Below are 23,893 nucleotides of genomic sequence, written 5' to 3' on the forward strand. Positions count from 1 at the left end.
AGTCCGTTTCCCTTCAAAGAAAGAAAGCCTCCGGTACACCCGCGAAAGAATCCCCACCCTCCCGCCCCGAAAAACCCCGTCCACCCCTCGCCCGCCCCCCTTTCCCCTCCCCCCTCCCGGCATCGCTCGCCCTGCATCCACCCCGAGGCGGGTCCACCATGACCCCTATACCCCATTCCTCCGATTAATCGGCTTTACCGAGATGGTCCAGGAGGGACACGCCCGTGCGCTACGCCTGTGTCCTGCTGACGGAAAGCAGCTTCCACGCCAGCTGTCTGATCTCCCAGTGGCTCGCCGCGTTCCCCGGCTCGACCGCCTCCGGCTCCGGCTCCGACGCCGAAGAGGTGTGCCTGCGGGACACACCGGACCGCCTCCCCCTCTACCGGAAGCGCTTCGCCTTCCACCGCCAGCACGGCGGGCTGCGCCGGCTCTCCGCCGCCCAGTGGGCCGAACTCGACGCCCTCTACGGCGGCCTGAGCGACACCGAGCGGGCCATGGTCCGGGCCTTCGGGGTAACTCCGCTGCCCGAAGTCCCCGAGAGCCGCGTACGGTTGACCGGCCGACGGCTCAACTCACCGGAGGCCAGGCAGTGGCTGGAGGTACGCTGTCACCGCGCTCCCCCGCCGTTCCTCTGCGTCTTCCTGGACCGGCTCCTCGCCCCCTGGTGGATCGACCTCACCGGCGGGCGCATCGTCAACGCGCACTCGGCCGTCCTTCCGTACGCCCGCGGCATGTACGCCACCGAGCAGGTCGCGGCCGAGCAGGACCGGGACCGCTTCCGGCAGTGCGCGGGAGCGACCGTCCACTACATCGACAACGGGGTGGACACCGGCCCGGTCATCCGCGCCCAGCACCTCCGCGACCCCTTCGCCTTCGACTCCCTGTGGGAGTGCAAGGCCCACTGCTTCGACGCCGCCTTTCACCTGCTGGTCACCACCGCCCGCGAGGTGCACGACCGACCCGGGCGCCGAGCAGCGGCAGCGCGCCTTCCGCGTTGAGCCGGTTCCGGATGCGTTCGAGCGCGTCCCACAAGCGGCGGGGACCGCCCTGGTGTACCTCGGGCGGGTCGGTCCACTCGGCGGTCGCGCGGGCCCATGAACCGTCCGGGTGGACGAGACAGGCGGTGCGGGTCCGGCCGCTGGTCTCGTACGCGAGCTCCACACCCGGGGTCGTGACCTCCAGCATGGAACGGAGTTCCCACGCGTTCGCCACGTCCACCAACGGACAGGGCACTTCACGGGGAGGTGCGATCACCCAGGAATGCTCGGTGGCGCTGGTACAGAGTGCCGCCCGCGAAGGCCGCGTAACCGGGCGCGGGAGCCGCCTGGTCGATCACGTCCTGCGCCCGGGCCTTCAACACCGCACCCCACGCCAGCACATGCTGCTGAGCGGACCGCCCGCACTCCTGGGGCTCGCCCGGAAGACAGAGCGGAAGCGCCGGACCCAGCTTGTTCGCCGCGTGGCGTACGTACCCCGCGACAGTGGCCCACTCCTCTTCGCCGCGCCGCACGGCGGCGGCACTGCCGATGTCGCCGCACCAGGCGTCGAAGTCGTCACCGTGATCGAGGTCGGTCATGAGTTCTCCCGTGCTGTCGGACGGTCCGCATGCGGGTGCGCCGATGCTACGGGGTCGCCGGCGGCGCGTCCGCCTCCTTCGGATCACAGTGCCCGATGGTGGGAACGCACGGCTGGCATGGCCCGCACATGGGGAGGAATTGCGGCGGGGTGCACGACTGGACACCTCCTCCATGCACCGCCGCGATGTCCGTGGCGACCGCCGCCGCCCGGGCGCTGTACCAGCAGTCGGCAACCGGTTCGGCCCGTACATTGCCCATGGTGAGGAACCGCCCGAGGACACACGGCCACATGTCACCCGTGGGGCCGATGGCGCACTTTTCGTGCGCGCAGTGCCCACAGAGGTCCGCGATGACCGGAACGGCTCCGTCGCTCCCCCGCCCGAAGGCCCGAGCACGGTCGCCTCCAACCTGTGGCACACCGAGCGACAGCAGGTCTCGGGCCGCCTCCCCCACCCGCTGGCCGCTGTGCACCGCGACGACGCCGCCCCGAAGGGGGATGCCGAGGCCCCGGGCCTTCCGAATGTTCGCTCGGGTCTTCCTGTGCGAGCCCCGGAGCCGGGTCACCTGGTCGTGCTCCTCGGCGGTATCGGAGTAGTACGACGTGGCGAGCCTGACGCCGTGATTCCGGAACGAGTCCCACAGTTCGTCCCGTACGTGGGTCAGGTTCGAGAACACCTCAATGCCGAGACCCCGCTCATGAGCGCGCTGGATCAGCTCGGACAGATGCGGGTAGAGCGTCGGTTCACCGCCGATGAACTGAACGTCCAGCGTGCCCATGTCCGCGAGCTGGTCGATCACACTCGCCCAGTCCTGCACAGTCATGGTGCCGTGGTCGCCCTTGGGCCCGCTGTCCGCGTAGCAGTGATCACAGAACTCGTTACAGAGCCCCGTCACCTCCAGCCAAGCGAACTTGAGTAACGTGGATGCTGCCATTGGTGACACTTCCTGGCTGTAGGGGTTTCCGATGGACCGGCGGGGAAGGTGCTGACTTCCCCGCCGGACAGTGGGTTGGGCCGATGAGCGCTACGCGTCGATCAGCGCGTCCTCCGAGTCGAGCGGCTCGGCGGCGTCCTCGTCACCCTCGTTCTCGCTCGCCTCCTCGTTCTGGTGCTCGACGGTGTCGGGCTCGGTGTCGCCGGGGAGGCCGGTCGGCCGCTCCTCGGTGGTTTCCGGCTCGATGGGCTCGGTCACGGCGGTTGTCCCTTCTCTCGGTGATCCCCGGGCCCGGCGTGGGCACGGGGGTGGTGCCCCCTCCGGGCGGCGGGATCCGTTGTCGCTGCCCGGAGGGGTGTCAGTGGGGCCGTCGCTGCCACCAGTGGCGCCGGCCGGGGGCGGGGGCGGGGAGGTGGAGGGGGCGGATGGTGAGGGTGTAGCGGCAGTCGGTGTCGGGGACCGTGACGGTCAGGGGTACGCCGGCCTTGAGGTGGGCGCGGGCGGCGCGCTGGTCGGCCGGGTCGGCGGCCCAGACGCGGAGTTCGGCGGGGCAGTCGGGGACCGGGGTGACCGGTTGGCGCATGGCCTCGGTGATCCAGCGGGAGGTGGCGGGGTCGGGGTCGAGGCGGTCGGCTATGCGGCGGGCCTCGCCTCGGAGCCAGCGCAGGGCCAGGACCGGGGAGAGGGTCTGCCAGGTGCCGAGGACGTACCGGACGACCCGGCCCGTGCTGTACACCGGGCCCTCGGCGGCCACCTCGCACCAGTAGACCGCCGGCTCCGCACTCGTCGTGTCCGTGTCCGGGCTCATGTGAGTGGCAGCCGGGACAGCATCGCCGCCGCCGCGCGCTCGATCTCCCGCCGTCTGGCGGGCGGGGTGCACCACCAGCGGACCGCCATCCGCAACCGCGCCCGGTAGTAATGGAGGTGGCTGCGAAGATCGTCCGCCCGGAACCGCAGGGTCTCCCAACGGCCGGGCGGGGGACCGGAGTCCGGGTCCGCGAAGATCCGCGCCAGGAGATCGATGTCGTTCTCCTGGCAGTACGCGGCGAGGTTCGCGGCCAGCACGGCGCGGACGCGCGCCCGGCCCAGTAGCGGCCGCGAACGAATGCGGAGCCGCCTCACAGCCGGTACGCCGAGCGGGTGCGGTTCTCCTCCACCACCAGGGCGCGGACATGCTCCATAGTGCCGGCGGGCCGGACACGGGACGGGTCCGCCTCCCACTCCGTGCCGCCACCGACCGGACGGAGGTACCACCTGCCTCCCTGGGCACCCTCGAAGGTGCCCACCCTCTCCGTGGCGGTGTCGAGTAACACCGCCCCCACAACGGGCTGGGCCGGTACCAGTACATCACGCAGCCTGTGACACCGCTCGGGTTCGGCCGCCGCTGTCCCAGCGGGATCGCCGCCCCTCTCAATACCTGAGTTCACCGCTCCTCCTCAGCGCGCTCTGTGCACGCTTAGACAACCGGTCGACTACGCACAGCGCTACGCTGGTTACAGCGGCGGGACTTAAAAGCCCTTAAACGAACTCACACCGTGGGAAGTTGAGGATTGATGGCCGAACGAAAACCGAACATCAGGCTCGAACTACTGTTTAGGGAAAGCGGCTGGACACAACGGCAGTTCGCGCAAGCGGTCAACCGGCTCGGTACCGAGCGAGGCACGCCCCTCAAGTACCGCGAACCATCCGTACATCAGTGGCTCAAGGGGTACATGCCGAAGGAGGGTGTGCGTCCACTGATCCTGGAAGCGCTCGCGCGCAGGTTGCTGCGCCCGGTGACCTACAGCGAAGCCGGGTTCCCTCCGCCCTCCGCAGACCAACGGCGCGAAGAGTCAAGCATGGTCGAAGGGCTACTAGATCTGGGGAGGCAGGACATGGATCCGTCCCGTCGCAGGATACTCGGAGCCGGGCTGTTCTCGGTCGCGGTGACCATTCCTGGGTGGCAGGATGTTGTTGACCGGATGGAAGCATTCACTGAAAACCCACACCAGCGAATCGGGCATGCGGAAGTTGAAGCGGTCTCCGCGATGACGGATCGCCTGAGCGACCTGGATGACGAGTTCGGTGGGCGCCATACCCGGCCGATGGCGGCGGCATTTCTTGTGAACACCGTAGTCCCGTACCTTCGGGCCAGCTCTTCAGAGGGGACGAAGAAGTCTTTGCTGTCCGCCTCCGCGTTTCTCTGCTACGCCATCGGATGGATGGCAGTGGATGAGACGTCGCATGGCCTGGCCCAGCAGTACTACGTCAAGGCCCTTGAGCTCGCCGGTGGGGGTACGGACCACCTTGCCTACTGTCATGTACTCCGGGGCATGTCGGTCCAGGCCGCCGGCCTGGGGCACGGCGTGGCCGCTGTGCGGCTCGCGGACGCCGCTGCGGCGGTGACCCCGGACTCCAGTCCTCGAATGCGCGCATTCATCGCCGGGCAGCAGGCTCACGCGTATGCATTGGCGGGCGAGAAGCACAACGCGCTGACGAGCCTCCGGGTGGCAGAACGCGCGGTCAATCAGGCAGAGAGTCCGCTCGGGAATTTCGGAGGGTTCAGCTCTGCGACGCTGGCTTACGCCACCGCGGAGGTGCGACACGCACTCGGTGACACCGAAGGCAGTATCGAATCTCTCCACGACCACTTCCGTCTGCGCGATTCGACCGACTCGCAACGGAGCAAGCTGCGCTTCACCTCCATGATCGCCGAGAGGAGTCTTCAAGTCGGCCACTTGGAGGCCGCCTGCGCGGCCTGGAACTCGGTTCTCGACGAGTACCCGGCCATGCACTCCGGCCGAGTGGACCAGCAAGTGGCCAGGATTCCCAGGCTGCTTGGGCCCCACCGGTCCAACGCGGCGGCACGGTACACGGCCGAGCGCAGCCGCGCCCTGCTCACCCGGTGAAGACCTCTGCCCGCCTCACCGCCGCGCTTGTTCCCGGAGCGGTGGCGGCTTCTTCCCCGGGGTTGTCAGTGCGGGGGCGTAGAAAGGGGGTGTGACGACGATGCACTGGAAGCTTGTGATCGACTGCGCCGAGCCGCATGCCCTGGCGGGGTTCTGGGCCGAGGCGCTGGGTTATGTGGTGGAGGACAACAGCGCCTTCATCGAGGGGCTGCTCGCGGCCGAGCGGGCGCCGGCCGAGCTGACCGTGGAGGTGGGCGGGAAGCGGGCGTGGCGGCATCTGGTGGGGGTGCGGCACCCGGAGGATCCGTACGAGGAGGAGACCGGGATCGGGAAGGGGCGGCGGCTGCTGTTCATTCAGGTGCCCGAGCCCAAGACGGTGAAGAACCGGCTCCACATGGACCTGCACCCGGGGGCGGGGAAGCGGGAGGCGGAGGTGGCGCGGCTGGTGGCGCTGGGGGCGAGCGTGCTGCGGGAGGTGGACGAGCCGGGCGGGCGGTGGACCGTCCTGTCGGACATTGAGCGGAATGAATTCTGTGTTTCGTGAGGGGGTGCGGTAGGGGGGTGATTGCGGGGGAATTCCGGGTTCGTGTCCGGATCGGACCCTTGACGGCGGGTCGAACTCTCGCTGAACATTCAGCACGCACAGCGCACGAGTAGCTCCACGCTCCATGCTTCATGCCCCGCGCCCGACGGCGCGGGGTTTCCCGCACGTTCCGTCCCATCCCCCACACGGAATCCCGGAGCCCCCCACATGAGCCAGACCGACCGTCGCATACGCATACCCAGACGCACCGCCGCCGTCGCCGCGCTCGCCCTGGCGGGCCTGGTCGCCACCGCGGCGCCCGCCGCCACCGCCGCCCCGGCCACCGGCACCGCCGCCTCCGCCGCGGCGCCCGACATACCCGTCGCCAACGTCAAGGCGCACCTCAACCAGCTCCAGTCGATCGCCACCGCCAATGGCGGCAACCGGGCCCACGGGCGCGCCGGTTACAAGGCGTCCATCGACTATGTGAAGGGCAAGCTGGACGCGGCCGGATTCACCACCACCGTCCAGCAGTTCACCTCCAGCGGCGCCACCGGCTACAACCTGATAGCCGACTGGCCCGGCGGCGACCCCAACCAGGTGCTGTTCGCCGGCGCCCACCTCGACTCGGTGACCTCCGGTCCCGGGATCAATGACAACGGCTCCGGCTCGGCCGGCATCCTGGAGACCGCGCTCGCCGTCTCCCGGGCCCAGTTCAAGCCGACCAAGCACCTGCGCTTCGGCTGGTGGGGCGCGGAGGAGCTGGGCATCGTCGGCTCCAAGTACTACGTCAACAACCTGCCGGCGGCCGAGCGTTCGAAGATCTCCGGCTATCTGAACTTCGACATGATCGGGTCGCCCAACCCGGGCTACTTCGTCTACGACGACGACCCGGCCCTGGAGAAGGTCTTCAAGGACTACTTCGCGGGCCTCAATGTGCCCACCGAGATCGAGACCGAGGGCGACGGCCGCTCCGACCACGCCTCGTTCAAGAACGTGGGCATCAAGGTCGGCGGCCTCTTCACCGGCGCGGGCCGGACCAAGACCGCCGCCCAGGTCCAGAAGTGGGGCGGCACCTCCGGCCAGGCCTTCGACCGGTGCTACCACTCGTCCTGCGACACCACGGCGAACATCAACGACACCGCGCTGGACCGGAACAGCGACGCCATCGCGCACGCCATCTGGACGCTGGGCGCGGGCGGTTCGACCGAGCCGCCGTCGGGTGACACGTACGAGAACACCGCCGACGTCACCATCCCGGACAACGGCACCGCCGTCACCTCGACGGTCAATGTCACCGGCCGCACCGGCAACGCCCCGGCCGCGCTCAAGGTCGGCGTGGACATCGTCCACACCTACCGGGGCGACCTGGTCGTCGACCTGCTGGCGCCGGACGGCACGGCGTACCGGCTGAAGAGCGCCAGCAGCGGCGACTCGGCCGACAATGTGCAGACGACGTACACCGTGGACGCGTCCAGCGAGGCGGCGAACGGGGCCTGGAAGCTGCGGGTGCAGGACACCGCCGCCCAGGACACGGGGTACATCAACGCCTTCCGGCTGACCTTCTGAGAGCCTGACCCCTCTTGCTGAGGCGGACGGCCCCGCGGCCGAGCCGCCGATATGCAGAGATGTCAGAGACACTCGCGGTACGCGAAAGGGTGCCCTCCCGAAGCCGGGAGGGCACCCTTTCGTATGAGCCGTGAGGCAGCCGGTCAGCGGGTGGCGCCGTTGGCGACGGCGACCAGGCGGTCCTGGGTGACGGCGCCGACGTAGATCTTGCCGTCGTCGGTCAGCAGGGCGTTGACCAGACGGGTCTTGAAGATCGTGCCGGAGCCGAACTTCCCGGTCACCTTGTCGCCCAGCGAGTCCAGCAGGCCGCCGAGCTCGGCGGGGGCGTCCTTGGGCGCGCCGGTCCCGGCGGGGCCGCCGCCGAACCGGGCCACGGAGGTCCAGCCCGCACCGACGACGTTCAGGTCGTCACCGAAGGGTGAGTCCGAAGCGCCGGACGACTGCGGGGACTTGGGGACCTTGAGGCCGTGCGGGGGCTCGGACGCCTTCGGGGCGTCCTTCGCCGCGTCCTCCTCGGTGACCTCGGTGCCCTTCGGCGGGGTGAAGGCGAACTCCGAGGCGTCCGGCGCCCCGAAGTCGACCTTGGTGAAGCCCGCGTCCACCGCCGCCTTGCCGCCCGAGCTCGGGGTGAGGGTGAACTTCAGCGGGACACCCTGCTCGGCGTCGACCGCGATGGTGACGGAGCCGATCGTGGAGCCGGCCTGCTTGGGCCTGATGACCAGCTGATAGGCGTCCCGCCCGGCGATCCGCGCGGTGCCGTCCACGGTCACCGAGGTGGTGTCGTCCACCGCCTTCAGCGCCTCGGCCGCGAAGCCCTTCGGCGTGGTGAACCGCTGCTCCTCGCCCTTCTCACCGGCCGGGACGCGGGAGTGGACGGCCTCCCCGGCCGCGCTGTCGTACGCCCAGGCGTCGGTGCCGTTGTGGATGACGCTGTACTCCTCGGCGCCGTCCTGGTAGGTGAGACGCTGCTTCTCGGGGCCGTCCGCCGCTATCCGGAAGGTGTGGGTGCCGGAGGCCAGCTCCATGAGCTTGGCGACCGGGTCGGCGGAACCGCCCTTTGCGGAGCCGCCCTTGCCGGCGTCCGGCTCGCCCGTGAGCTTGCCGAGGTCCAGGCCGGCGAGGGACGGCAGGCCGAGGTCGGTGGTGACCTTGACCGTGCCGGAGACGCGCTGGGTGTCGGAGGCGGCGATCTTCTCGATCAGCTGCTCGGCGGTGATGGCCGGCAGATCCGGGTCACCGGCGGCCGCGAGCGCCGGGACCAGCCCGATGGTGGCGGCGGCCACGCCGATGACGGCCGCCGGGACCGCGTACCGGGCGGCCTTACGGGCCCTCCCCGGCTCGGCGGCCTCGACGTGCTCGGGGTGCTGGGCCGGCTGCTCGGGGAAGTGGTCGGTGTCCGTGGGCGCCATCGCTGCCTACCTCCGTGGTCGGTGCCGGTGGCCTCGTCTCCACCGTCCCCTCCATAGTGGCCCGGCGCGGCGCCCCCGGCGTCAGCCGACGGACGCAACTCGGCGTACTGCTGCGGTATGACACCGCCCCCGAGAACCCTGGTCCGGGGGGCCGGGAAAAGCCTCCCGGAACGGCCCCGGAGTCCGCGGAGGTGACCCTCAGCCGGCCCGGTGCACCACCAGGTCGCAGAGCTCCTCCAGGGCGGTGCGGGCGTACCCCTCGGGCAGCGGGGTCAGCATGGCGCGGGCCTCCTGGGCGTACCGCACGGTGTCCCGCCGGGCCTGCTCCAGCGCGGGGTGGGCGCGCAGCAGGCGGAGGGCCTCGGCGTGCCGGGCGTCGTCGCTGAGGTCGCCGTCCAGCAGCTCGACCAGGGCCCGGTCCTCGGCCAGCCCGGAGGCGGCGGCCCGCTCCCGGAGCCGGAGCACCGGAAGCGTCGGGATGCCCTCGCGGAGGTCGGTCCCGGGGGTCTTGCCCGACTCGTGGGAGTCCGAGGCCACGTCCAGCACGTCGTCGGCCAGCTGGAAGGCGACGCCCAGCCGCTCGCCGTACTGGGTCAGGATCTCCACGGTCCGCTCGTCGGCGCCGGACATCAGCGCGCCGAACCGGGCCGAGACGGCGACCAGCGAGCCGGTCTTCCCGGAGAGCACCTCCAGGTAGTGGGCGACCGGGTCGCGGCCGTCGCCGGGGCCGGCGGTCTCCAGGATCTGGCCGGTGACCAGCCGCTCGAACGCCTCGGCCTGGACGCGTACGGCCTCCGGACCCAGATCGGCCAGGATGTGCGAGGCGCGGGCGAAGAGGAAGTCACCCGTGAGGACGGCGACGGAGTTGCCCCAGCGGCTGTTGGCGCTGTCCACCCCCCGGCGCACTTCCGCCTCGTCCATGACGTCGTCGTGGTACAGGGTCGCCAGGTGGGTGAGCTCCACGACCACCGCGGCGGGCACGATGCCGGGCGCGTACGGGTCCCCGAACCGGGCGGCGAGCATCACCAGCAGCGGGCGGAACCGCTTGCCCCCGGCTTTGACCAGGTGCTGCGCGGCATCGGTGATGAACGGCACGTCGCTCTTGGTGGCCGCGAGCAGTCCTGCCTCGACGGCCGCCAATCCGGTCTGGACATCGGCTTCCAGAGCCTGGTCCCGCACGCTCAGCCCGAACGGCCCGACGACGGTCACGAGGGGATCTCCTGTCTGCTGACGATCACACGGATTGTCGATGTGTCGCTGGATTCACTCAAGTCAGCGTATCCGGTCGCCTTTCGATCACCATGGGCGCCTTCCCGCCTCCCCCGGTATGTTCATGAACAGCTGATACGACCAGGAGTGAGGCCTTTGTCCGGAACGGCCGCGCGTACCGAGGAGACCGGCGACACGGGGCGGCCGGGCGCCGCCCCGGGACGATCATGCCTCCTCCGGGACGGCCGGCGGTCCCGCCCCCGCAGCACCCGCCACATCGCCCCCGGCACCGCTCCCCCACCGCCCCGACCGCACGTCCCCGAGGTCGCCGTCATGCGCATCCGCACCACCTTCCCGTACGAGACCCGCCACGAGGACATCCGCATCCCGCTCCCCGACGGCACCCTTCTCTACGCCCGGGTCTGGCGCCCGCTCGGCGGCGAGCCGGTACCGGTGCTGCTGGAGTACCTGCCGTACCGGCTCACCGACTGGACCGCGCCCCGCGACTGGCAGCGCCACCCCTGGTACGCCGGGCACGGCTACGCCTCGGTACGGGTGGACGTACGGGGACACGGCAACAGCGAGGGGCTGCCCGGCGGCGAGGACTCCCCCGCCGGAGCGACCACCACACCCGCCACCGGACCCGCCGCCGGACCGGCCGCCGGGGGCTCCGGGGCCGCCACCGGACCGGGCGCCGGACCGGCCGGCGGCACGACCACCCGACCGGCCGACCGGAGGACCACCGGCGCGGACACCGAGGTCGCCGACGGGGTCGCCGTGGTGGAGTGGCTGGCCGCCCAGCCCTGGTGCGACGGCCGGGTCGGCATGTTCGGGCTCGCCTGGGGCGGCTTCACCGCGCTCCGGATCGCCGCCCTCGCCCCCGAGGCGCTCAAGGCCGTCGTCACCGTCTGCTCCACCGACGACCGCTACGACAACGACGTCCACTATCTCGGCGGCTCCGTCCTCGCCGTGGACATGCACGCCTGGGCCGCCACCACGCTGGCCTTCGTCTGCCGCCCGCCCGACCCCCTCTACGCGGGCGAGCAGTGGCGCGAGCTCTGGCTGCGGCGGCTGGAGGCGGTCGAACCGGCCATCCACACCTGGCTCGCCCACCAGACCCGGGACGCCTACTGGGAGCGCGGCAGCCTGCGGGCGGCGTACGGCGCGATCGACGCGGCCGTCCTCGCGGTGGGCGGCTGGCACGACCCGTACCGGGACACCGTCCTCCGGCTGGTCGAGCACCTGCCGCCGGACCGGGTGCGCGGGATCATCGGCCCCTGGTCGCACCAGTACCCCGACCGGGGGCAGCCGCCCGGACCGGCGATCGGCTTCCTCCAGGAGACGCTGCGCTGGTGGGACCACCACCTCAAGGGCGTCGACACCGGGATCATGGCCGAGCCGCCGCTGCGCTGCTGGATCAGCGAGTCGCACCGGCCCGCCACCGTCTACCCGGAGCTGCCCGGACGCTGGGTGGGCGAGCCCGGCTGGCCGTCCCCGCACGTGACCCCGGTGGCGTACGCCCTCCAGGGCGAGCCGGTGCTGGTCCGCTCGCCGCAGTCGACCGGGCTGGACGCCGGGCGCTTCTTCCCCGCCGGCGACGACGCCGACCTGCCGCCGGACCAGCGCGCCGAGGACGCCCACTCGGCCTGCTTCGACTTCCCGGTGCCGGCGGGCGCCGACCCGATCGAGATCCTGGGCCGCCCCTCGGTGGAACTGGCGCTCCGCCCGGACGCCCCGACCGGCCAGGTGATCGCCCGGCTCTGTGACGTGGCCCCGGACGGCTCCTCCACCCTGGTCACCCGGGGCGCCCTCAACCTGGGTGCCCGGGAGGGGCGGGACCGGTCGGTGCCGTGCCGGATCGGGGAGACCGAGCGGTACGCCTTCCCGCTGGGCGGCATCGGCCACACCTTCCCGCCCGGCCACCGGGTCCGGCTCGCCGTCTCCTCCTCCTACTGGCCCTGGATCTGGCCGCGCCCGGACGGGGCCGGGTTCACCCTGGCGCCCGAGGGCAGCGCGCTGACCCTCCCGGTCCGTACCGCGCCCGCCACCGAGCCCCCGGCACCGGTACGCGGCGGGGCGTACGGCTCCGGGGACCCGGCCGACCCCGCCGGGACCGCGCCCGCGCCCGACCCCGCCACCGCCCGGGCGGCCGGGGCGGCGGCGACCTCCGGGGCCGACCCCCGGATCACCTTCGCCGAGCCCGAGCAGGCCGAGCCGCTCGGCGTCAGCGTGCCCGCCACCCTCGACGAGGAGCGGCCCGAGCGGCTGGTGGTACGGGACGTGGCGGCGGGGCTCTGGCGCCTTGAGGTGGCCCCCCGGCACGGCGACCCGGCGGGCACCCGGGTCTACCCGGACGGCCTGGAGCTCACCGAGGAGGTCCTGGACACGTACACCGTCCAGGAGGACGACCCGCTCTCCGCCCGCACCTGCTCCGAGTGGACCATCCGGCTGCACCGGCCGGACCTGTTCTGGAGCGCCACGGTACGCACCCGCTCGGAGATCGGCTGCGACGCCGAGTCCTTCCTCACCACCGACGAGGTGATCTGCGAGGACGGCGACGAGATCCTCTTCCACCGCACCTGGGAGAAACGCATCCCCCGCACGGCGGGCTGACCCCGGACGCCACCGGGCGCCACCGGCCGGACGCCACCGGCCGCCCCCGGGTACGGGCCGGGGGCTGCCCCGGATCCAGATCCAGATCCGGATCCGGCCCGGACCGCACGGTCCCGCGCGACGGGCCGCGCCCCGGCCCCGGCACGCGCGTACGGCGGCGCGGCACACCGGCCCGTGGCGCCGATGCGGCGTACCGCCGTCCGGCCGCCGGAGCCCCGTCGTAACGTGTCCCCCACACACGTGGAAAGCGAGGCAAGCACCGATGTCCGAGCAGAGCCCGCTCGACCTGGCCGAGGGGCACCCCTTCGGCCCGCACAACCTCCCGTACGGCGTCTTCTCCACCGCCGACGAGCCCGGACGCCGCCGGGTCGGCGTCCGCGTCGGTGACCATGTGCTCGACGCGGGCGCGGCGGCCCACGCCCTGGGCTCGCCGTACGCGGCGCTGCTGAGCCTGCCCAGCCTCAACGCCCTCCTCGCGGCGGGCCGCACCACCTGGCGTGATGTGCGCCGGGCGATCACCTCCTGGGTGACCGTCCCCGCCCACCGGCCCGACATAGAGCCGCTGTTCCACCCGCTGAGCGCGGTCACCCTGCATCTGCCGTACGACGTCGCGGACTACGTGGACTTCTACGCCTCCGAGCACCACGCCACCAACGTGGGCCGGATCTTCCGCCCGGACGGCGAGCCGCTCACCCCCAACTGGAAGCATCTGCCCATCGGTTACCACGGCCGCTCCGGCACCGTCGTGGTCTCCGGTACGGACATCACGCGCCCGTCCGGCCAGCGCAAGGCCCCGGCCGACCCGGCGCCGGTCTTCGGGCCCTCGGTGAAGCTGGACATCGAGGCGGAGGTCGGCTTCGTCGTCGGCACCCCCTCGCGGCTGGGCCACCCGGTCGGGATTGCCGGCTTCCGCGACCATGTCTTCGGGCTCTCGCTGCTCAACGACTGGTCGGCGCGGGACATCCAGGCGTGGGAGTACGTGCCGCTGGGCCCGTTCCTCGGCAAGTCGTTCGCGACCTCGGTGTCGGCCTGGGTGACCCCGCTGGAGGCGCTGGACCAGGCCCGGGTCGCCCCGCCCGCCCGGGACTTCCCGCTCCTGCCGTACCTGGACGACGGCGCGGCCGACGAGCCGGGCGGCTTCGACCTGCGGATCACCGTGCGGATCAACGGCGAGGTGGTCGCGGAGCCGCCGTTCTCCTCCATGTACTGGACGGCCGCCCAGCAGCTCGCGCACATGACGGTCAACGGCGCCTCGCTGCGCACCGGTGACCTGTACGGCTCCGGCACGGTGAGCGGACCCGAGGCCCACCAGCGCGGCTCGCTCCTCGAACTGACCTGGAACGGCCAGGAGCCGGTCGGGGCCGGCGGCGGGAAGCGCACCTTCCTGGAGGACGGCGACGAGGTCACCCTGACCGCCTGGGCACCCGGCCCGGACGGCCTCAGGGTCGGCCTGGGCGAGGTCACCGGCCGCATCCTCCCGGCGGACGCCCGCTAGCCGCCCGGCCCGACGCCCCGGCCCGGCCGGCCGGCCGGGAAGACGGGTGCCCGGACCGGGCGCGTACCGGTCCGGGCACCGAGCCCCGCGCGGCGGGCTCAGCCGCGCGTCACCATGGCCGTACGGCGGTCAGGCGCCGGCCGGTCACGCCGCCCGCCAGAGCGTCGGCGTCCTCGGCGGCTCCCAGCCGGTGATCGCGGTGTGGGTGATCAGGCAGACATAGGCACGGCCCGCGTAGGTGACCCGGGCCCCGGCCTGGTAGCGGGTGCCGGCCTTCCAGGTGGTGGTGGGCGGGTCGGTGGGGCCCGGTCCGCCCCGGACGTCCAGCACGAAGTCGAACGCCGCCTCCTTGGCGCTGCCCACGTCCCGGATCGTCATCAGCAGCCGGGCGTCGAAGATCGGGTCGGTGTTGTTGCGCGGCTCGCCCGGGAAGTACAACTGGCTGGTCAGGATCGGCTGGTTGGGCGCCTGTGCCTTGACGTGGATGTGCCGGGTGCGGCCCGGGTAGAGCCCCGGCACGATGGTGGTGAGGGTGTACGCGCCGTTGGCGTCGGTGAACTGGTGGCCCCGGAAGCGGAATCCGGTGTTGTCGTAGGCGCCGTTGTTGTCGGCCTGCCAGAAGTCCAGCAGCACATGGGCGAGCGGCCGGCAGTCGAGCCCGAAGACATAGCCGGTCACGGTGAGCCGGGTACCGACCGTGTTCGGCTCCAGCAGCGAGGCGCGCTCCGGCGAGTTGGGCTTGAAGTACGGCCCCTCGGTCTGCGGCGGCGTCGGCTCGTCGCCGTCGTCGCAGGAGGGGGTGGGCTCCAGCGTCCCGCCGGTCGCGGTGACCGCGCGGGCCAGCGCCGGTACGCCCATCAGCGCGGCGGGCGCGGCCAGTCCCGCCGCCACGGCCGCGCGCAGCACGGACTTGCGGCTGGGGTGCCGGGCCGGGGGCGGCTCCGGGGTGGTGGGGGAGTCGTACGGGTGGTCCGAGGTGCCCGGGGTGCTGGGGGTGTCGGGGATGTCACCGGCCATGCCTGCTCCTCGTGAGATGCGTCGGGGTCGGCAACGAACCTACGGTCGGCGCCAGTTGGCGGCGATGGACGGGATCCGGTGGTCGTGGTGGATTTCTCCGCCGCGCCGGAAGTCGCCGGGACTCACCCCGGTCTCGCGCCGGAAGAAGCGGCAGAAGTACGCCGGATCGGCCAGACCGACCCGTACCGCCACCTGTCGTACGGTGAGGTCGGTACGGGCCAGCAGCCGCTTGGCCTCGGCGGTGCGGGCCTCCCGGATCAGCCGGCCCGGGGTGCGGCCGGTGGCCGTCTTGACCGCCTCGGTGAGATGGCCGGGGCTCACCCCGATCCGCTCGGCGCAGGCCGCCACCGACCAGAGCGCCGGATCGGCGTCCGCGATCAGCCGGGCGAACTCCACCGCCACCACGTCGGCCCGGGTGCGGACAGGGGCCGGCAGCGGGGACCCGGAGAGCCGCGCGGCCCGGGCGGCCCGGACGACCAGCACATGGAGCAGCGACCGCAGCACGGTGTCGAAGCCGTCGGCGCCCCGCCGGTACTCCTCGTGGAGGTCGTCCATGAGCCGGGTGGTGGAGCTCTGGGCGACCGGGTCCAGGCTCAGCCAGGGCCGCCCGCCGAGCCGCCGCAGCAGCTCCCGGTCCTCCGGGTGGTCCACCAGGAAGTGGTCGGTGAAGAGCAGCAGGCTCCCCTCAAGGTCCCGGGCGTCCTCCCAGTGGTGCACCTGCCCCGGGACGATGACACAGAGGTGCGGCGGGCGCAGCGGCCAGCGGGCCAGATCCACCACATGGCTGCCGGTGCCGCCGGTGACATGGACGATCTCGTAGAAGGTGTGCCGGTGCGGGAAGTCGGCACGCGCCTCCGGCCCGAAGGTGTCGAAGGTGCCGACCGCCAGCGGCAGCAGATTGGGTGTCGGCACGTGCAGCCGGTGCATGGGCGGCGCTTCGGCCACCTCCGCGCGCGCCGGCCGGGTCAGTACCGTGGCTCCTCGCACCGCCATTGCCGCCACATCCTTCTCAAGGTCCAGACCATGAGCGGAGTTCCACCATGGCATCCGGGCGGCCCGCTTGACCGCGCCTTGACCCCACACGGCGAAAACCGGCCCCTCCCCCGGCGCCCGGACCCGTCCTGGACAACGGCGAACCTGCGGCCCTCCGCAGTGCCCCCGGCGCCCGGGCCCGCACACGCGAAAGGCGTCCGGCCCGGCACCTCCCGCCTGCGAGCACGGGAAGTACCGGCCGGACGCCTCCGCTCGGCGGACGGACAGGCGACAGGCGGCGGGCCCGGAGGCCCGCCGCCTCACCGCCTCACCCCCTCACCCCCTCACCGCACGAACACCCCCGCCTGCCCCGCCAGATCGAGGAAGTACTGCGGCGCCAGCCCCAGCACCAGGGTCACCGCCACCCCCACCCCGATCGTGGTCATGGTGAGCGGCGAGGGCACCGCCACGGTCGGGCCGTCGGCCTGCGGCTCGCTGAAGAACATCAGCACGATGACCCGGATGTAGAAGAAGGCGGCGATCGCGGAGGAGATCACACCGACCACCACCAGCACCCCGGCGCCACCCTCCGCCGCCGCCTTGAAGACCGCGAACTTCCCGGTGAAGCCCGAGGTCAGCGGGATGCCCGCGAAGGCCAGCAGAAAGACCCCGAAGACCGCCGCCACCAGCGGCGAACGGCGGCCCAGACCGGCCCACTTGGCGAGATGGGTCGCCTCGCCGCCCGCGTCCCGGACCAGGGTGACCACGGCGAAGGCGCCGATGGTCACGAAGGAGTAGGCCGCCAGATAGAAGAGGACCGAGGAGACCCCGGACGGGGTGGCCGCCACCACACCGGCCAGGATGAAGCCGGCGTGGGCGATCGAGGAGTAGGCCAGCAGCCGCTTGATGTCGGTCTGGGTGATGGCCACGACCGCGCCCGCCAGCATGGTCACGATGGCCACGCCCCACATCACCGGCCGCCAGTCCCAGCGCAGCCCCGGCAGCACCACGTACAGCAGCCGCAGCAGCGCGCCGAAGGCGGCCACCTTGGTCGCGGCGGCCATGAAGCCGGTGACCGGGGTCGGCGCGCCCTGGTAGACGTCCGGGGTCCACATGTGGAACGGCACCGCGCCCACCTTGAAGAGCAGCCCCATCAGCACCAGCGCGAAGCCGATGAGCAGCAGGGCGTCATTGCCCATGGTGGAGGCGAGCGCCGGATCGACCGGGGCGGCCGAGCCGTCCACCACGTCCGCGATCCGGCCGTACGAGACGGAGCCCGCGTAGCCGTAGAGCAGGGCGATCCCGAAGAGCAGGAAGGCCGAGGAGAAGGCGCCCAGCAGGAAGTACTTGACCGCCGCCTCCTGGGACATCAGCCGCTTCCGCCGGGCCACCGCGCAGAGCAGATAGAGGGGCAGCGAGAAGACCTCCAGCGCGATGAAGAGCGTCAGCAGGTCATTGGCGGCCGGGAAGACCAGCATCCCGGCGACCGCGAAGAGGGCCAGCGGGAAGACCTCGGTGGTGGTGAATCCGGCCCGGACCGCGGCCTTCTCCTGCTCGCTGCCGGGCACGGCCGCCGCCTCGGCGGCGAAGGAGTCCACCCGGTGGCCGTGGTCGGCCGGGTCGAGCCGGCGCTCGGCGAAGGTGAACACCGCCACCAGCGAGGCGAGCAGAATCGTCCCCTGGAGGAAGAGCGCCGGACCGTCCACGGCGACGGCCCCCATGGCGGCGATCCCCGCCCGGGTGGTGGCGTGCCCCCCGGCGGCCAGCCCGACCACCGCCGCGAAGGCGGCGGCGAGCGCGACCACGGTGAGGAAGAGCTGCGCGTAGTGGCGGAACCGGCGCGGCACGAACGCCTCCAGCAGGACGGCGATCACCGCCGCGCCCAGCACGATCAGCACCGGCGCCAGCTGGGCGTACTCGATCTTCGGCGTGGGGATCCGCTCGACCGGCCGGGCGGCGGCCAGCGTCATCCTCGCCACCGCGTGCGCCGCCTCGTGCGCCGCGCCGGACGCCGCCCCGTGCGCCGCGGCATCCGCCGTGCCGCCCGGCGCCGACTCCGTCCACAGGCTGTGGACACCTGGAGCGCTCAGGGCGCTCCCACTCCATGCGCTCACTTGGCCGCCTCCACCTCGGGCCGGGGGTCCTGCTGCTTGACGTCGGACATGGTGTGCCGGACGGCCGGGTCGACGATCTCGGTCAGCGGCTTGGGAAAGACGCCGAGGAAGAACAGCAGCGCGATCAGCGGCGCGACCACCAGCAGCTCACGCGGCCGGAGGTCCTTCACCGCCCGGACGTCCTCCTTCACCGGGCCGGTCATGGTCCGCTGGTAGAGCACCAGCGTGTAGAGCGCGGCGAGCACGATGCCGGTGGTGGCGACGATCCCGGCCGCCGGATAGCGGGCGAAGGTGCCCACCAGCACCAGGAACTCGCTGACGAACGGGGCGAGTCCGGGGAGCGAGAGGGTGGCCAGGGAGCCGATCAGGAAGGTGCCGGCGAGCACCGGCGCCACCTTCTGCACCCCGCCGTAGTCCGCGATCAGCCGGGAACCGCGCCGGGAGATCAGGAAACCGGCCACCAGCATCAGCACGGCCGTCGAGATCCCGTGGTTGACCATGTAGAGCGTGGCCCCGCTCTGGCCCTGGCTGGTCATCGCGAAGATGCCCAGCACGATGAAGCCGAAGTGCGAGATCGAGGCGTACGCCACCAGCCGCTTGATGTCCCGCTGGCCGACCGCGAGCAGCGCCCCGTAGACGATGCTGACCAGGGCCAGCACCACGATCACCGGGGTGGCCCACCGGGACGCCTCCGGGAAGAGCTGGAGGCAGAACCGCAGCATGGCGAAGGTGCCGACCTTGTCCACCACGGCGGTGATCAGCACCGCGACCGGGGCGGTGGCCTCGCCCATGGCGTTGGGCAGCCAGGTGTGCAGCGGCCAGAGCGGCGCCTTCACCGCGAAGGCGAAGAAGAAGCCGAGGAACAGCAGCCGTTCGGTGCTGGTCGCCATGGTCAGGTCACCGCTCGCCCGGGCTTCCACGATCCCGGGGAGCGAGAAGTTCCCCGCCACCGCGTAGAGCCCGACGACGGCGGCCAGCATGATCAGCCCGCCGATCAGGTTGTAGAGGAGGAACTTCACCGCCGCGTACGACCGCTGGGCGGCGGCGTGCTCGTCGCTCCCGGCGTGCGCCCGGTCCCCGAAGCCGCCGATGAGGAAGTACATCGGGATGAGCATGGCCTCGAAGAGCAGATAGAAGAGGAAGACGTCGGTGGCCTCGAAGGAGAGGATCACCATCGCCTCGACCATCAGGATCAGCGCGAAGAACCCCTGGGTCGGCCGCCACCGCCTGGTCGCGGTCGCCGCGGGTTCGTCGGCGTCGTTCCACCCCGCCGCCACGATGAACGGGATCAGCAGCGCGGTGAGCGCGATCAGCGCCACCCCGATGCCGTCCACGCCCAGTTCGTAGCGGACGCCGAAGTCCGCGATCCAGGCGTGCGACTCGGTGAGCTGGTAGCGGGCGCCGCCGGGCTCGAAGCGGACGGTCACCACGGCGGCGAGCACCAGGGTGCCGAGCGAGACCAGCAGCGCCAGCCACTTGGCGGCGGTGCGCCGGCCGGCCGGGACGGCGGCGGTGAGCACCGCGCCGGCGGCGGGCAGGACCGCGGTGGCGGTCAGCAGCGGAAAGGACATCCCGTCACACCGCCCTCATCAGCAGGGTCGCGGCGATCAGCACCGCCGTACCTCCGAACATCGAGACCGCGTAGGAGCGGGCGTAGCCGTTCTGGAGCTTGCGCAGCCGGCCGGAGAGTCCGCCGACCGAGGCGGCGGTGCCGTTGACCACGCCGTCGACCAGGGTGTGGTCCACATAGACCAGCGAGCGGGTGAGGTGCTCGCCACCCCGGACCAGCACCACATGGTTGAAGTCGTCCTGGAGCAGATCGCGGCGGGCGGCCCGGGTGAGCAGCGAGCCGCGCGGGGCGGTGACCGGTACCGGCCGGCGGCCGTACTGCGCGTACGCCAGCCCGGCTCCCGCCAGCAGCACCACCAGGGTGGCGGTGGTGATCACGGCGGCGGACACCGGTGGATGGCCGTGCTCGAACCGGGTCACCGGCTCCAGCCAGTGGACGAAGGCGCTGTTGATCGAGAAGAGCCCGCCCGCGAAGACCGAGCCGAAGGCCAGCACGATCATCGGCACGGTCATCGACCTCGGGGACTCGTGCGGGTCCGGCAGCTCGCCGGCCGGGTGGCCCGCCGGGCCCTCCGCCGCCGGACTTCCCACCGGTCCGGCTGCCAGGTGCCTCCCGTCGTCTGCGGCGGCCGGTTCCACGTCGGGGGCCCGGTGCGGGTCCGGCGCCGGCTGCCAGCGCTTCTCGCCGAAGAAGGTCATGATCATCACCCGGGTCATGTAGTACGCGGTGATGCCCGCGCCCAGCAGGGTGACCGCGCCCAGGATCCAGCCCTCGGTGCCGCCCTTGGCGAAGGCCGCCTCGATGATCTTGTCCTTGGACCAGAAGCCGGAGAGCCCCGGGAAGCCGATGATCGCCAGATAGCCGAGCCCGAAGGTGACGAAGGTGACCGGCATGTACGCGCGCAGGCCGCCGTACTTGCGCATGTCGACCTCGTCGTTCATCCCGTGCATCACCGAGCCGGCGCCGAGGAAGAGCCCGGCCTTGAAGAAGCCGTGAGTGACCAGGTGCATGATGGCGAAGGCGTACCCGATCGGGCCGAGCCCGGCGGCCAGCACCATGTAGCCGATCTGCGACATGGTCGAACCGGCCAGCGCCTTCTTGATGTCGTCCTTGGCGCAACCGACGATCGCACCGAAGAGCAGCGTCACCGCGCCGACCGTCACCACCGCCGTCTGCGCGGTGGGCGCCGCGTCGAAGATCGCCCCGGACCGGGTGATCAGATAGACGCCCGCGGTGACCATGGTGGCCGCGTGGATCAGCGCGGAGACCGGGGTCGGGCCCTCCATCGCGTCCCCCAGCCAGGACTGGAGCGGCACCTGTGCCGACTTGCCGCAGGCGGCGAGGAGCAGCATCAGCCCGATGGCGGTGAGCGTCCCCTCGGACGCCTTGTCCGCCGTCGCCAGCACCGGTCCGAAGGCGAAGGTCCCGAAGGTGGTGAACATCAGCATGATGGCGATCGACAGGCCGATGTCCCCGACCCGGTTGACCAGGAACGCCTTCTTCGCCGCCGTCGCCGCGCTCGGCTTGTGCTGCCAGAAGCCGATCAGCAGATACGAGGCGAGGCCGACGCCCTCCCAGCCGAAGTACAGCAGCAGGTAGTTGTCGGCCAGCACCAGCAGCAGCATCGCCGCCAGGAACAGATTGAGGTAGCCGAAGAAGCGGCGCCGGCGCTCGTCGTGCTCCATGTAGCCGATCGAGTAGACATGGATGAGCGTGCCGACGCCGGTGATCAGCAGGACGAAGGTCATCGACAACTGGTCGAGCTGGAAGGCGAGATCGGCCCGGAAGCTCTCCACCGGCACCCAGGTGTACAGGGTCTGGTGCAGCGCCCGGTCCTCGGCGCCCCGGCCCAGCATGCCGAAGAAGAGCACCGCGGCGACGACGAACGAGGCCGCCGCGAGCAGGGTGCCGAGCCAGTGGCCGGCCGCGTCGAGCCGGCGGCCGCCGCAGAGCAGCACCGCCGCTCCCAGCAGGGGCGCCGCGACGAGCAGCGCGATCAGGTTCTCCACGGATTCAGCCCCTCACAGCTTCATCAGGCTGGCGTCGTCGACCGAGGCCGAGTGGCGGGAACGGAACAGCGACACGATGATCGCCAGCCCGACCACGACCTCCGCTGCGGCGACGACCATCGTGAAGAACGCGATGATCTGGCCGTCGAGGTTGCCGTGCAGCCGGGAGAAGGCGACGAACGCGAGGTTGCAGGCGTTGAGCATCAGCTCCACGCACATGAAGACCACGATCGCGTTCCGCCGGATCAGCACCCCGGCCGCGCCGATGGTGAACAACAGGGCGGCGAGATAGAGGTAGTTGACGGGATTCACTGGGCGTTCTCCTCCTCACGCCGGTTCGCGGGCCGGTCACCGGGACGGTCGCCGGGAGGATCATCGGCACGGTCGCCGGCCCGGGGGTCCCCGGAGTCGCGGGGCCGGGGCGGCTCGTACGGCCGGCGGCCGAGCCGCTCCTCGGAGCGCCGCTCCAGCGCCCGCAGGTCGGCCATCGCCTCGGGGGACACATCGCGGATCTGGCCGCGCGCCCGCAGGGTGCGGCTCACGGTCAGCTCCGAGGGGGTGCCGTCGGGCAGCAGCCCGGCGACGTCCACCGCGTTGTGCCGGGCGTAGACCCCGGGCGCGGGCAGCGGCGGCAGCTGCCTGCCCTCCCGGACCCGCTGCTCGGCCAGCTCCCGCTGGGTGCGGGCGCGTTCGGTGCGCTCCCGGTGGGTGAGGACCATGGCACCGACGGCCGCGGTGATCAGCAGGGCGCCGGTGATCTCGAAGGCGAAGACGTACCGGGTGAAGATCAGAGCCGCCAGACCCTCCACATTGCCGCCGGAGTTGGCCGCGCCCAGACCGGTGAAGGTGTCCAGCGAGGCATGGCCGATCCCGGCGGCGAGCAGCACCCCGAAGCCGAGACCGCAGGCCACCGCCCACCAGCGCTGGCCCTTGATGGTCTCCTTCAGCGAGTCGGCGGCGGTGACCCCGACCAGCATCACCACGAAGAGGAAGAGCATCATGATCGCGCCGGTGTAGACGACGATCTGGACGATGCCCAGGAAGTACGCCCCGTTGGCGAGGTAGAAGACGGCCAGGATGATCATCGTCCCGGCCAGGCAGAGGGCGCTGTGCACCGCCTTGCGCATCAGAATGGTGCAGAGCGCCCCGGCGACGGCGACCGTGCCGAGGATCCAGAACTGCACGGCCTCACCGGTGGAGGTGAGCGAGGCGGCGGTGGTCACCCCGTGGAGTGCGGCGCTCATGCCCCCGCCTCCTTCCCCGGCGTCCCGGACGAGGCCGGCCCGGCCGTCGGTCCGGGGCCCGGAGCCGGCCGGGCCGCCGGTCCGGCGGACGGCGCGGCCCCGGCCCCGGCGGCCGGAGCGGACCCGGTTCCGGCGGCCGATGCCGGCCCGGCCGCCAGGCCGGAGGCCGAGGGCGCGGCCGGCTCCTCCTCGCCGAAGACCGACTCGCCCTCCTGCGGCTTCTGGTCGCCGCCCGCCCCCTTGCTCCGGGCCGGCTGCGGGACCGTGCCGGGGGCGGCCCCGGTGACCCGGCCCCGGTAGTAGTCGCCCTCGTCCATACCGGGGTAGATGGCGTGCGGCGAGTCGACCATGCCCTCGTCCAGACCGGCGAGGAGCTGCTCCTTGGTGTAGATCAGGTTCTCCCGGGAGCTGTCCGCGAGCTCGAACTCATTGGTCATGGTGAGGGCGCGGGTGGGGCACGCCTCGATGCAGAGCCCGCAGAGAATGCAGCGGGCGTAGTTGATCTGGTAGACCCGGCCGTACCGCTCACCGGGCGAGTACCGCTCCTCGTCGGTGTTGTCCGCGCCCTCCACATAGATGGCGTCGGCCGGGCAGGCCCAGGCGCACAGCTCGCAGCCCACGCACTTCTCCAGCCCGTCCGGATGGCGGTTGAGCTGGTGCCGGCCGTGGAAGCGCGGCGCCGTGGTCTTCGGCTGCTCCGGATACTGCTCGGTCAGGCGCTTCTTGAACATGGCCTTGAAGGTCACGCCGA

Annotated in this window: 21 protein-coding genes and 2 pseudogenes; 7 read left to right on the forward strand and 16 right to left on the reverse strand. The window is 71.9% G+C overall.

Annotation, left to right across the window (positions count from 1 at the left end):
- The first annotated feature begins 224 nt into the window (after positions 1-224).
- Positions 225-998: a formyltransferase family protein gene (locus tag NX801_RS26155; protein WP_258790377.1), complete on the forward strand. Its 774-nt coding sequence runs from the start codon at positions 225-227 to the stop codon at positions 996-998.
- A 236-nt stretch (positions 999-1,234) separates the two neighbouring features.
- Here NX801_RS26155 and NX801_RS26165 read toward each other — a convergent pair whose 3' ends face one another.
- From NX801_RS26165 to NX801_RS26190, 6 genes are all read right to left on the reverse strand, one after another.
- Positions 1,235-1,576, reverse strand: coding sequence for a hypothetical protein (locus tag NX801_RS26165; RefSeq protein WP_258790378.1), 342 nt, complete (start codon positions 1,574-1,576; stop codon positions 1,235-1,237).
- Positions 1,577-1,622: 46 nt separating this feature from the next.
- Positions 1,623-2,510: a radical SAM protein gene (locus NX801_RS26170; protein WP_258790379.1), complete on the reverse strand. Its 888-nt coding sequence runs from the start codon at positions 2,508-2,510 to the stop codon at positions 1,623-1,625.
- A gap of 90 nt (positions 2,511-2,600) precedes the next feature.
- Positions 2,601-2,768 (reverse strand): hypothetical protein, encoded by a 168-nt coding sequence (locus NX801_RS26175; RefSeq protein ID WP_258790380.1) that lies wholly within the window; start codon positions 2,766-2,768, stop codon positions 2,601-2,603.
- 100 nt (positions 2,769-2,868) lie between these two features.
- Positions 2,869-3,318 carry a hypothetical protein gene (locus NX801_RS26180; RefSeq protein WP_258790381.1) on the reverse strand — a complete coding sequence of 150 codons (450 nt, stop codon included), beginning with the start codon at positions 3,316-3,318 and terminating at the stop codon, positions 2,869-2,871.
- On the reverse strand, positions 3,315-3,575 hold the full coding sequence (locus NX801_RS26185; RefSeq protein WP_258790382.1) for a hypothetical protein: 261 nt from the start codon (positions 3,573-3,575) through the stop codon (positions 3,315-3,317). Before NX801_RS26185 ends, NX801_RS26180 begins: the two co-directional genes overlap by 4 nt.
- Positions 3,576-3,628: 53 nt before the next feature.
- On the reverse strand, positions 3,629-3,823 hold the full coding sequence (locus tag NX801_RS26190) for a hypothetical protein (protein ID WP_428986240.1): 195 nt from the start codon (positions 3,821-3,823) through the stop codon (positions 3,629-3,631).
- Positions 3,824-4,063: 240 nt separating this feature from the next.
- Here NX801_RS26190 and NX801_RS26195 point away from each other — a divergent pair, with 240 nt between their 5' ends.
- From NX801_RS26195 to NX801_RS26205, 3 genes are all read left to right on the forward strand, one after another.
- The gene (locus NX801_RS26195; RefSeq protein ID WP_258790384.1) at positions 4,064-5,398 is read left to right on the forward strand and encodes an NsdA family TPR-like regulatory protein; all 1,335 of its coding nucleotides are present in this window, start codon (positions 4,064-4,066) and stop codon (positions 5,396-5,398) included.
- A gap of 100 nt (positions 5,399-5,498) precedes the next feature.
- Positions 5,499-5,942, forward strand: a complete 444-nt coding sequence (locus tag NX801_RS26200; protein ID WP_258790385.1) for a VOC family protein — start codon at positions 5,499-5,501, stop codon at positions 5,940-5,942.
- A 207-nt stretch (positions 5,943-6,149) separates the two neighbouring features.
- Positions 6,150-7,490 (forward strand): M28 family metallopeptidase, encoded by a 1,341-nt coding sequence (locus NX801_RS26205; RefSeq protein WP_258790386.1) that lies wholly within the window; start codon positions 6,150-6,152, stop codon positions 7,488-7,490.
- 143 nt (positions 7,491-7,633) lie between these two features.
- Here the strand turns inward: NX801_RS26205 and NX801_RS26210 are convergent, their stop codons facing one another.
- Positions 7,634-8,899 (reverse strand): LolA family protein, encoded by a 1,266-nt coding sequence (locus tag NX801_RS26210; RefSeq protein WP_258790387.1) that lies wholly within the window; start codon positions 8,897-8,899, stop codon positions 7,634-7,636.
- A 198-nt stretch (positions 8,900-9,097) separates the two neighbouring features.
- The gene (locus tag NX801_RS26215) at positions 9,098-10,108 is read right to left on the reverse strand and encodes a polyprenyl synthetase family protein (protein WP_258790388.1); all 1,011 of its coding nucleotides are present in this window, start codon (positions 10,106-10,108) and stop codon (positions 9,098-9,100) included.
- A gap of 333 nt (positions 10,109-10,441) precedes the next feature.
- Here NX801_RS26215 and NX801_RS26220 point away from each other — a divergent pair.
- The 3 genes and pseudogenes from NX801_RS26220 to fahA form a co-directional block, all read left to right on the forward strand.
- Positions 10,442-12,142, forward strand: a pseudogene (locus tag NX801_RS26220) (CocE/NonD family hydrolase); the annotation flags it as partial.
- Positions 12,143-12,283: 141 nt separating this feature from the next.
- A pseudogene (locus tag NX801_RS31060) lies at positions 12,284-12,721 on the forward strand (CocE/NonD family hydrolase); the annotation flags it as partial.
- Positions 12,722-12,983: 262 nt separating this feature from the next.
- The gene (gene fahA, locus NX801_RS26225) at positions 12,984-14,216 is read left to right on the forward strand and encodes a fumarylacetoacetase (RefSeq protein WP_258790390.1); all 1,233 of its coding nucleotides are present in this window, start codon (positions 12,984-12,986) and stop codon (positions 14,214-14,216) included.
- A 144-nt stretch (positions 14,217-14,360) separates the two neighbouring features.
- On the opposite strand, the gene NX801_RS26230 is transcribed toward fahA, so the two are convergent.
- The 8 genes from NX801_RS26230 to nuoI form a co-directional block, all read right to left on the reverse strand.
- Positions 14,361-15,233: a dioxygenase family protein gene (locus tag NX801_RS26230; RefSeq protein ID WP_258790392.1), complete on the reverse strand. Its 873-nt coding sequence runs from the start codon at positions 15,231-15,233 to the stop codon at positions 14,361-14,363.
- Positions 15,234-15,272: 39 nt separating this feature from the next.
- Positions 15,273-16,220, reverse strand: coding sequence for a helix-turn-helix transcriptional regulator (locus tag NX801_RS26235; RefSeq protein ID WP_428986242.1), 948 nt, complete (start codon positions 16,218-16,220; stop codon positions 15,273-15,275).
- Between the two features lie 329 nt (positions 16,221-16,549).
- Positions 16,550-18,295 (reverse strand): NADH-quinone oxidoreductase subunit NuoN, encoded by a 1,746-nt coding sequence (nuoN, locus tag NX801_RS26240; protein WP_428986243.1) that lies wholly within the window; start codon positions 18,293-18,295, stop codon positions 16,550-16,552.
- Between the two features lie 20 nt (positions 18,296-18,315).
- Complete coding sequence (locus NX801_RS26245; protein WP_258790395.1) at positions 18,316-19,890, reverse strand: NADH-quinone oxidoreductase subunit M; 1,575 nt, start codon at positions 19,888-19,890, stop codon at positions 18,316-18,318.
- A gap of 4 nt (positions 19,891-19,894) precedes the next feature.
- Positions 19,895-21,898 carry an NADH-quinone oxidoreductase subunit L gene (nuoL, locus tag NX801_RS26250; RefSeq protein WP_258790396.1) on the reverse strand — a complete coding sequence of 668 codons (2,004 nt, stop codon included), beginning with the start codon at positions 21,896-21,898 and terminating at the stop codon, positions 19,895-19,897.
- Positions 21,899-21,910: 12 nt separating this feature from the next.
- Positions 21,911-22,210 (reverse strand): NADH-quinone oxidoreductase subunit NuoK, encoded by a 300-nt coding sequence (gene nuoK / locus NX801_RS26255; RefSeq protein WP_031077103.1) that lies wholly within the window; start codon positions 22,208-22,210, stop codon positions 21,911-21,913.
- Entirely contained in the window at positions 22,207-23,142 is a 936-nt protein-coding gene (locus NX801_RS26260) for an NADH-quinone oxidoreductase subunit J (RefSeq protein WP_258790399.1), read from the reverse strand. Before NX801_RS26260 ends, nuoK begins: the two co-directional genes overlap by 4 nt.
- Positions 23,139-23,873, reverse strand: a complete 735-nt coding sequence (gene nuoI, locus NX801_RS26265; RefSeq protein WP_309505905.1) for an NADH-quinone oxidoreductase subunit NuoI — start codon at positions 23,871-23,873, stop codon at positions 23,139-23,141. Before nuoI ends, NX801_RS26260 begins: the two co-directional genes overlap by 4 nt.
- Between the last annotated feature and the right edge of the window lie 20 nt (positions 23,874-23,893).

It is taken from the genome of Streptomyces pyxinae (genome assembly GCF_024756275.1).
GTDB classification, from domain to species: Bacteria; Actinomycetota; Actinomycetes; order Streptomycetales; family Streptomycetaceae; genus Streptomyces; species Streptomyces pyxinae.

What these genes read in the sequence shown, in the direction of transcription:
- NX801_RS26165 (WP_258790378.1), bottom strand. Translation starts at nt 1,576, where the DNA reads ATGACCGACCTCGATCACGGTGACGACTTCGACGCCTGGTGCGGCGAC.
- NX801_RS26170 (WP_258790379.1), bottom strand. Translation starts at nt 2,510, where the DNA reads ATGGCAGCATCCACGTTACTCAAGTTCGCTTGGCTGGAGGTGACGGGG.
- NX801_RS26180 (WP_258790381.1), bottom strand. Translation starts at nt 3,318, where the DNA reads ATGAGCCCGGACACGGACACGACGAGTGCGGAGCCGGCGGTCTACTGG.
- NX801_RS26195 (WP_258790384.1), top strand. Translation starts at nt 4,064, where the DNA reads ATGGCCGAACGAAAACCGAACATCAGGCTCGAACTACTGTTTAGGGAA.
- NX801_RS26200 (WP_258790385.1), top strand. Translation starts at nt 5,499, where the DNA reads ATGCACTGGAAGCTTGTGATCGACTGCGCCGAGCCGCATGCCCTGGCG.
- NX801_RS26205 (WP_258790386.1), top strand. Translation starts at nt 6,150, where the DNA reads ATGAGCCAGACCGACCGTCGCATACGCATACCCAGACGCACCGCCGCC.
- NX801_RS26210 (WP_258790387.1), bottom strand. Translation starts at nt 8,899, where the DNA reads ATGGCGCCCACGGACACCGACCACTTCCCCGAGCAGCCGGCCCAGCAC.
- fahA (WP_258790390.1), top strand. Translation starts at nt 12,984, where the DNA reads ATGTCCGAGCAGAGCCCGCTCGACCTGGCCGAGGGGCACCCCTTCGGC.
- NX801_RS26230 (WP_258790392.1), bottom strand. Translation starts at nt 15,233, where the DNA reads ATGGCCGGTGACATCCCCGACACCCCCAGCACCCCGGGCACCTCGGAC.
- NX801_RS26245 (WP_258790395.1), bottom strand. Translation starts at nt 19,890, where the DNA reads ATGTCCTTTCCGCTGCTGACCGCCACCGCGGTCCTGCCCGCCGCCGGC.
- NX801_RS26260 (WP_258790399.1), bottom strand. Translation starts at nt 23,142, where the DNA reads ATGAGCGCCGCACTCCACGGGGTGACCACCGCCGCCTCGCTCACCTCC.
- nuoI (WP_309505905.1), bottom strand. Translation starts at nt 23,873, where the DNA reads ATGTTCAAGAAGCGCCTGACCGAGCAGTATCCGGAGCAGCCGAAGACC.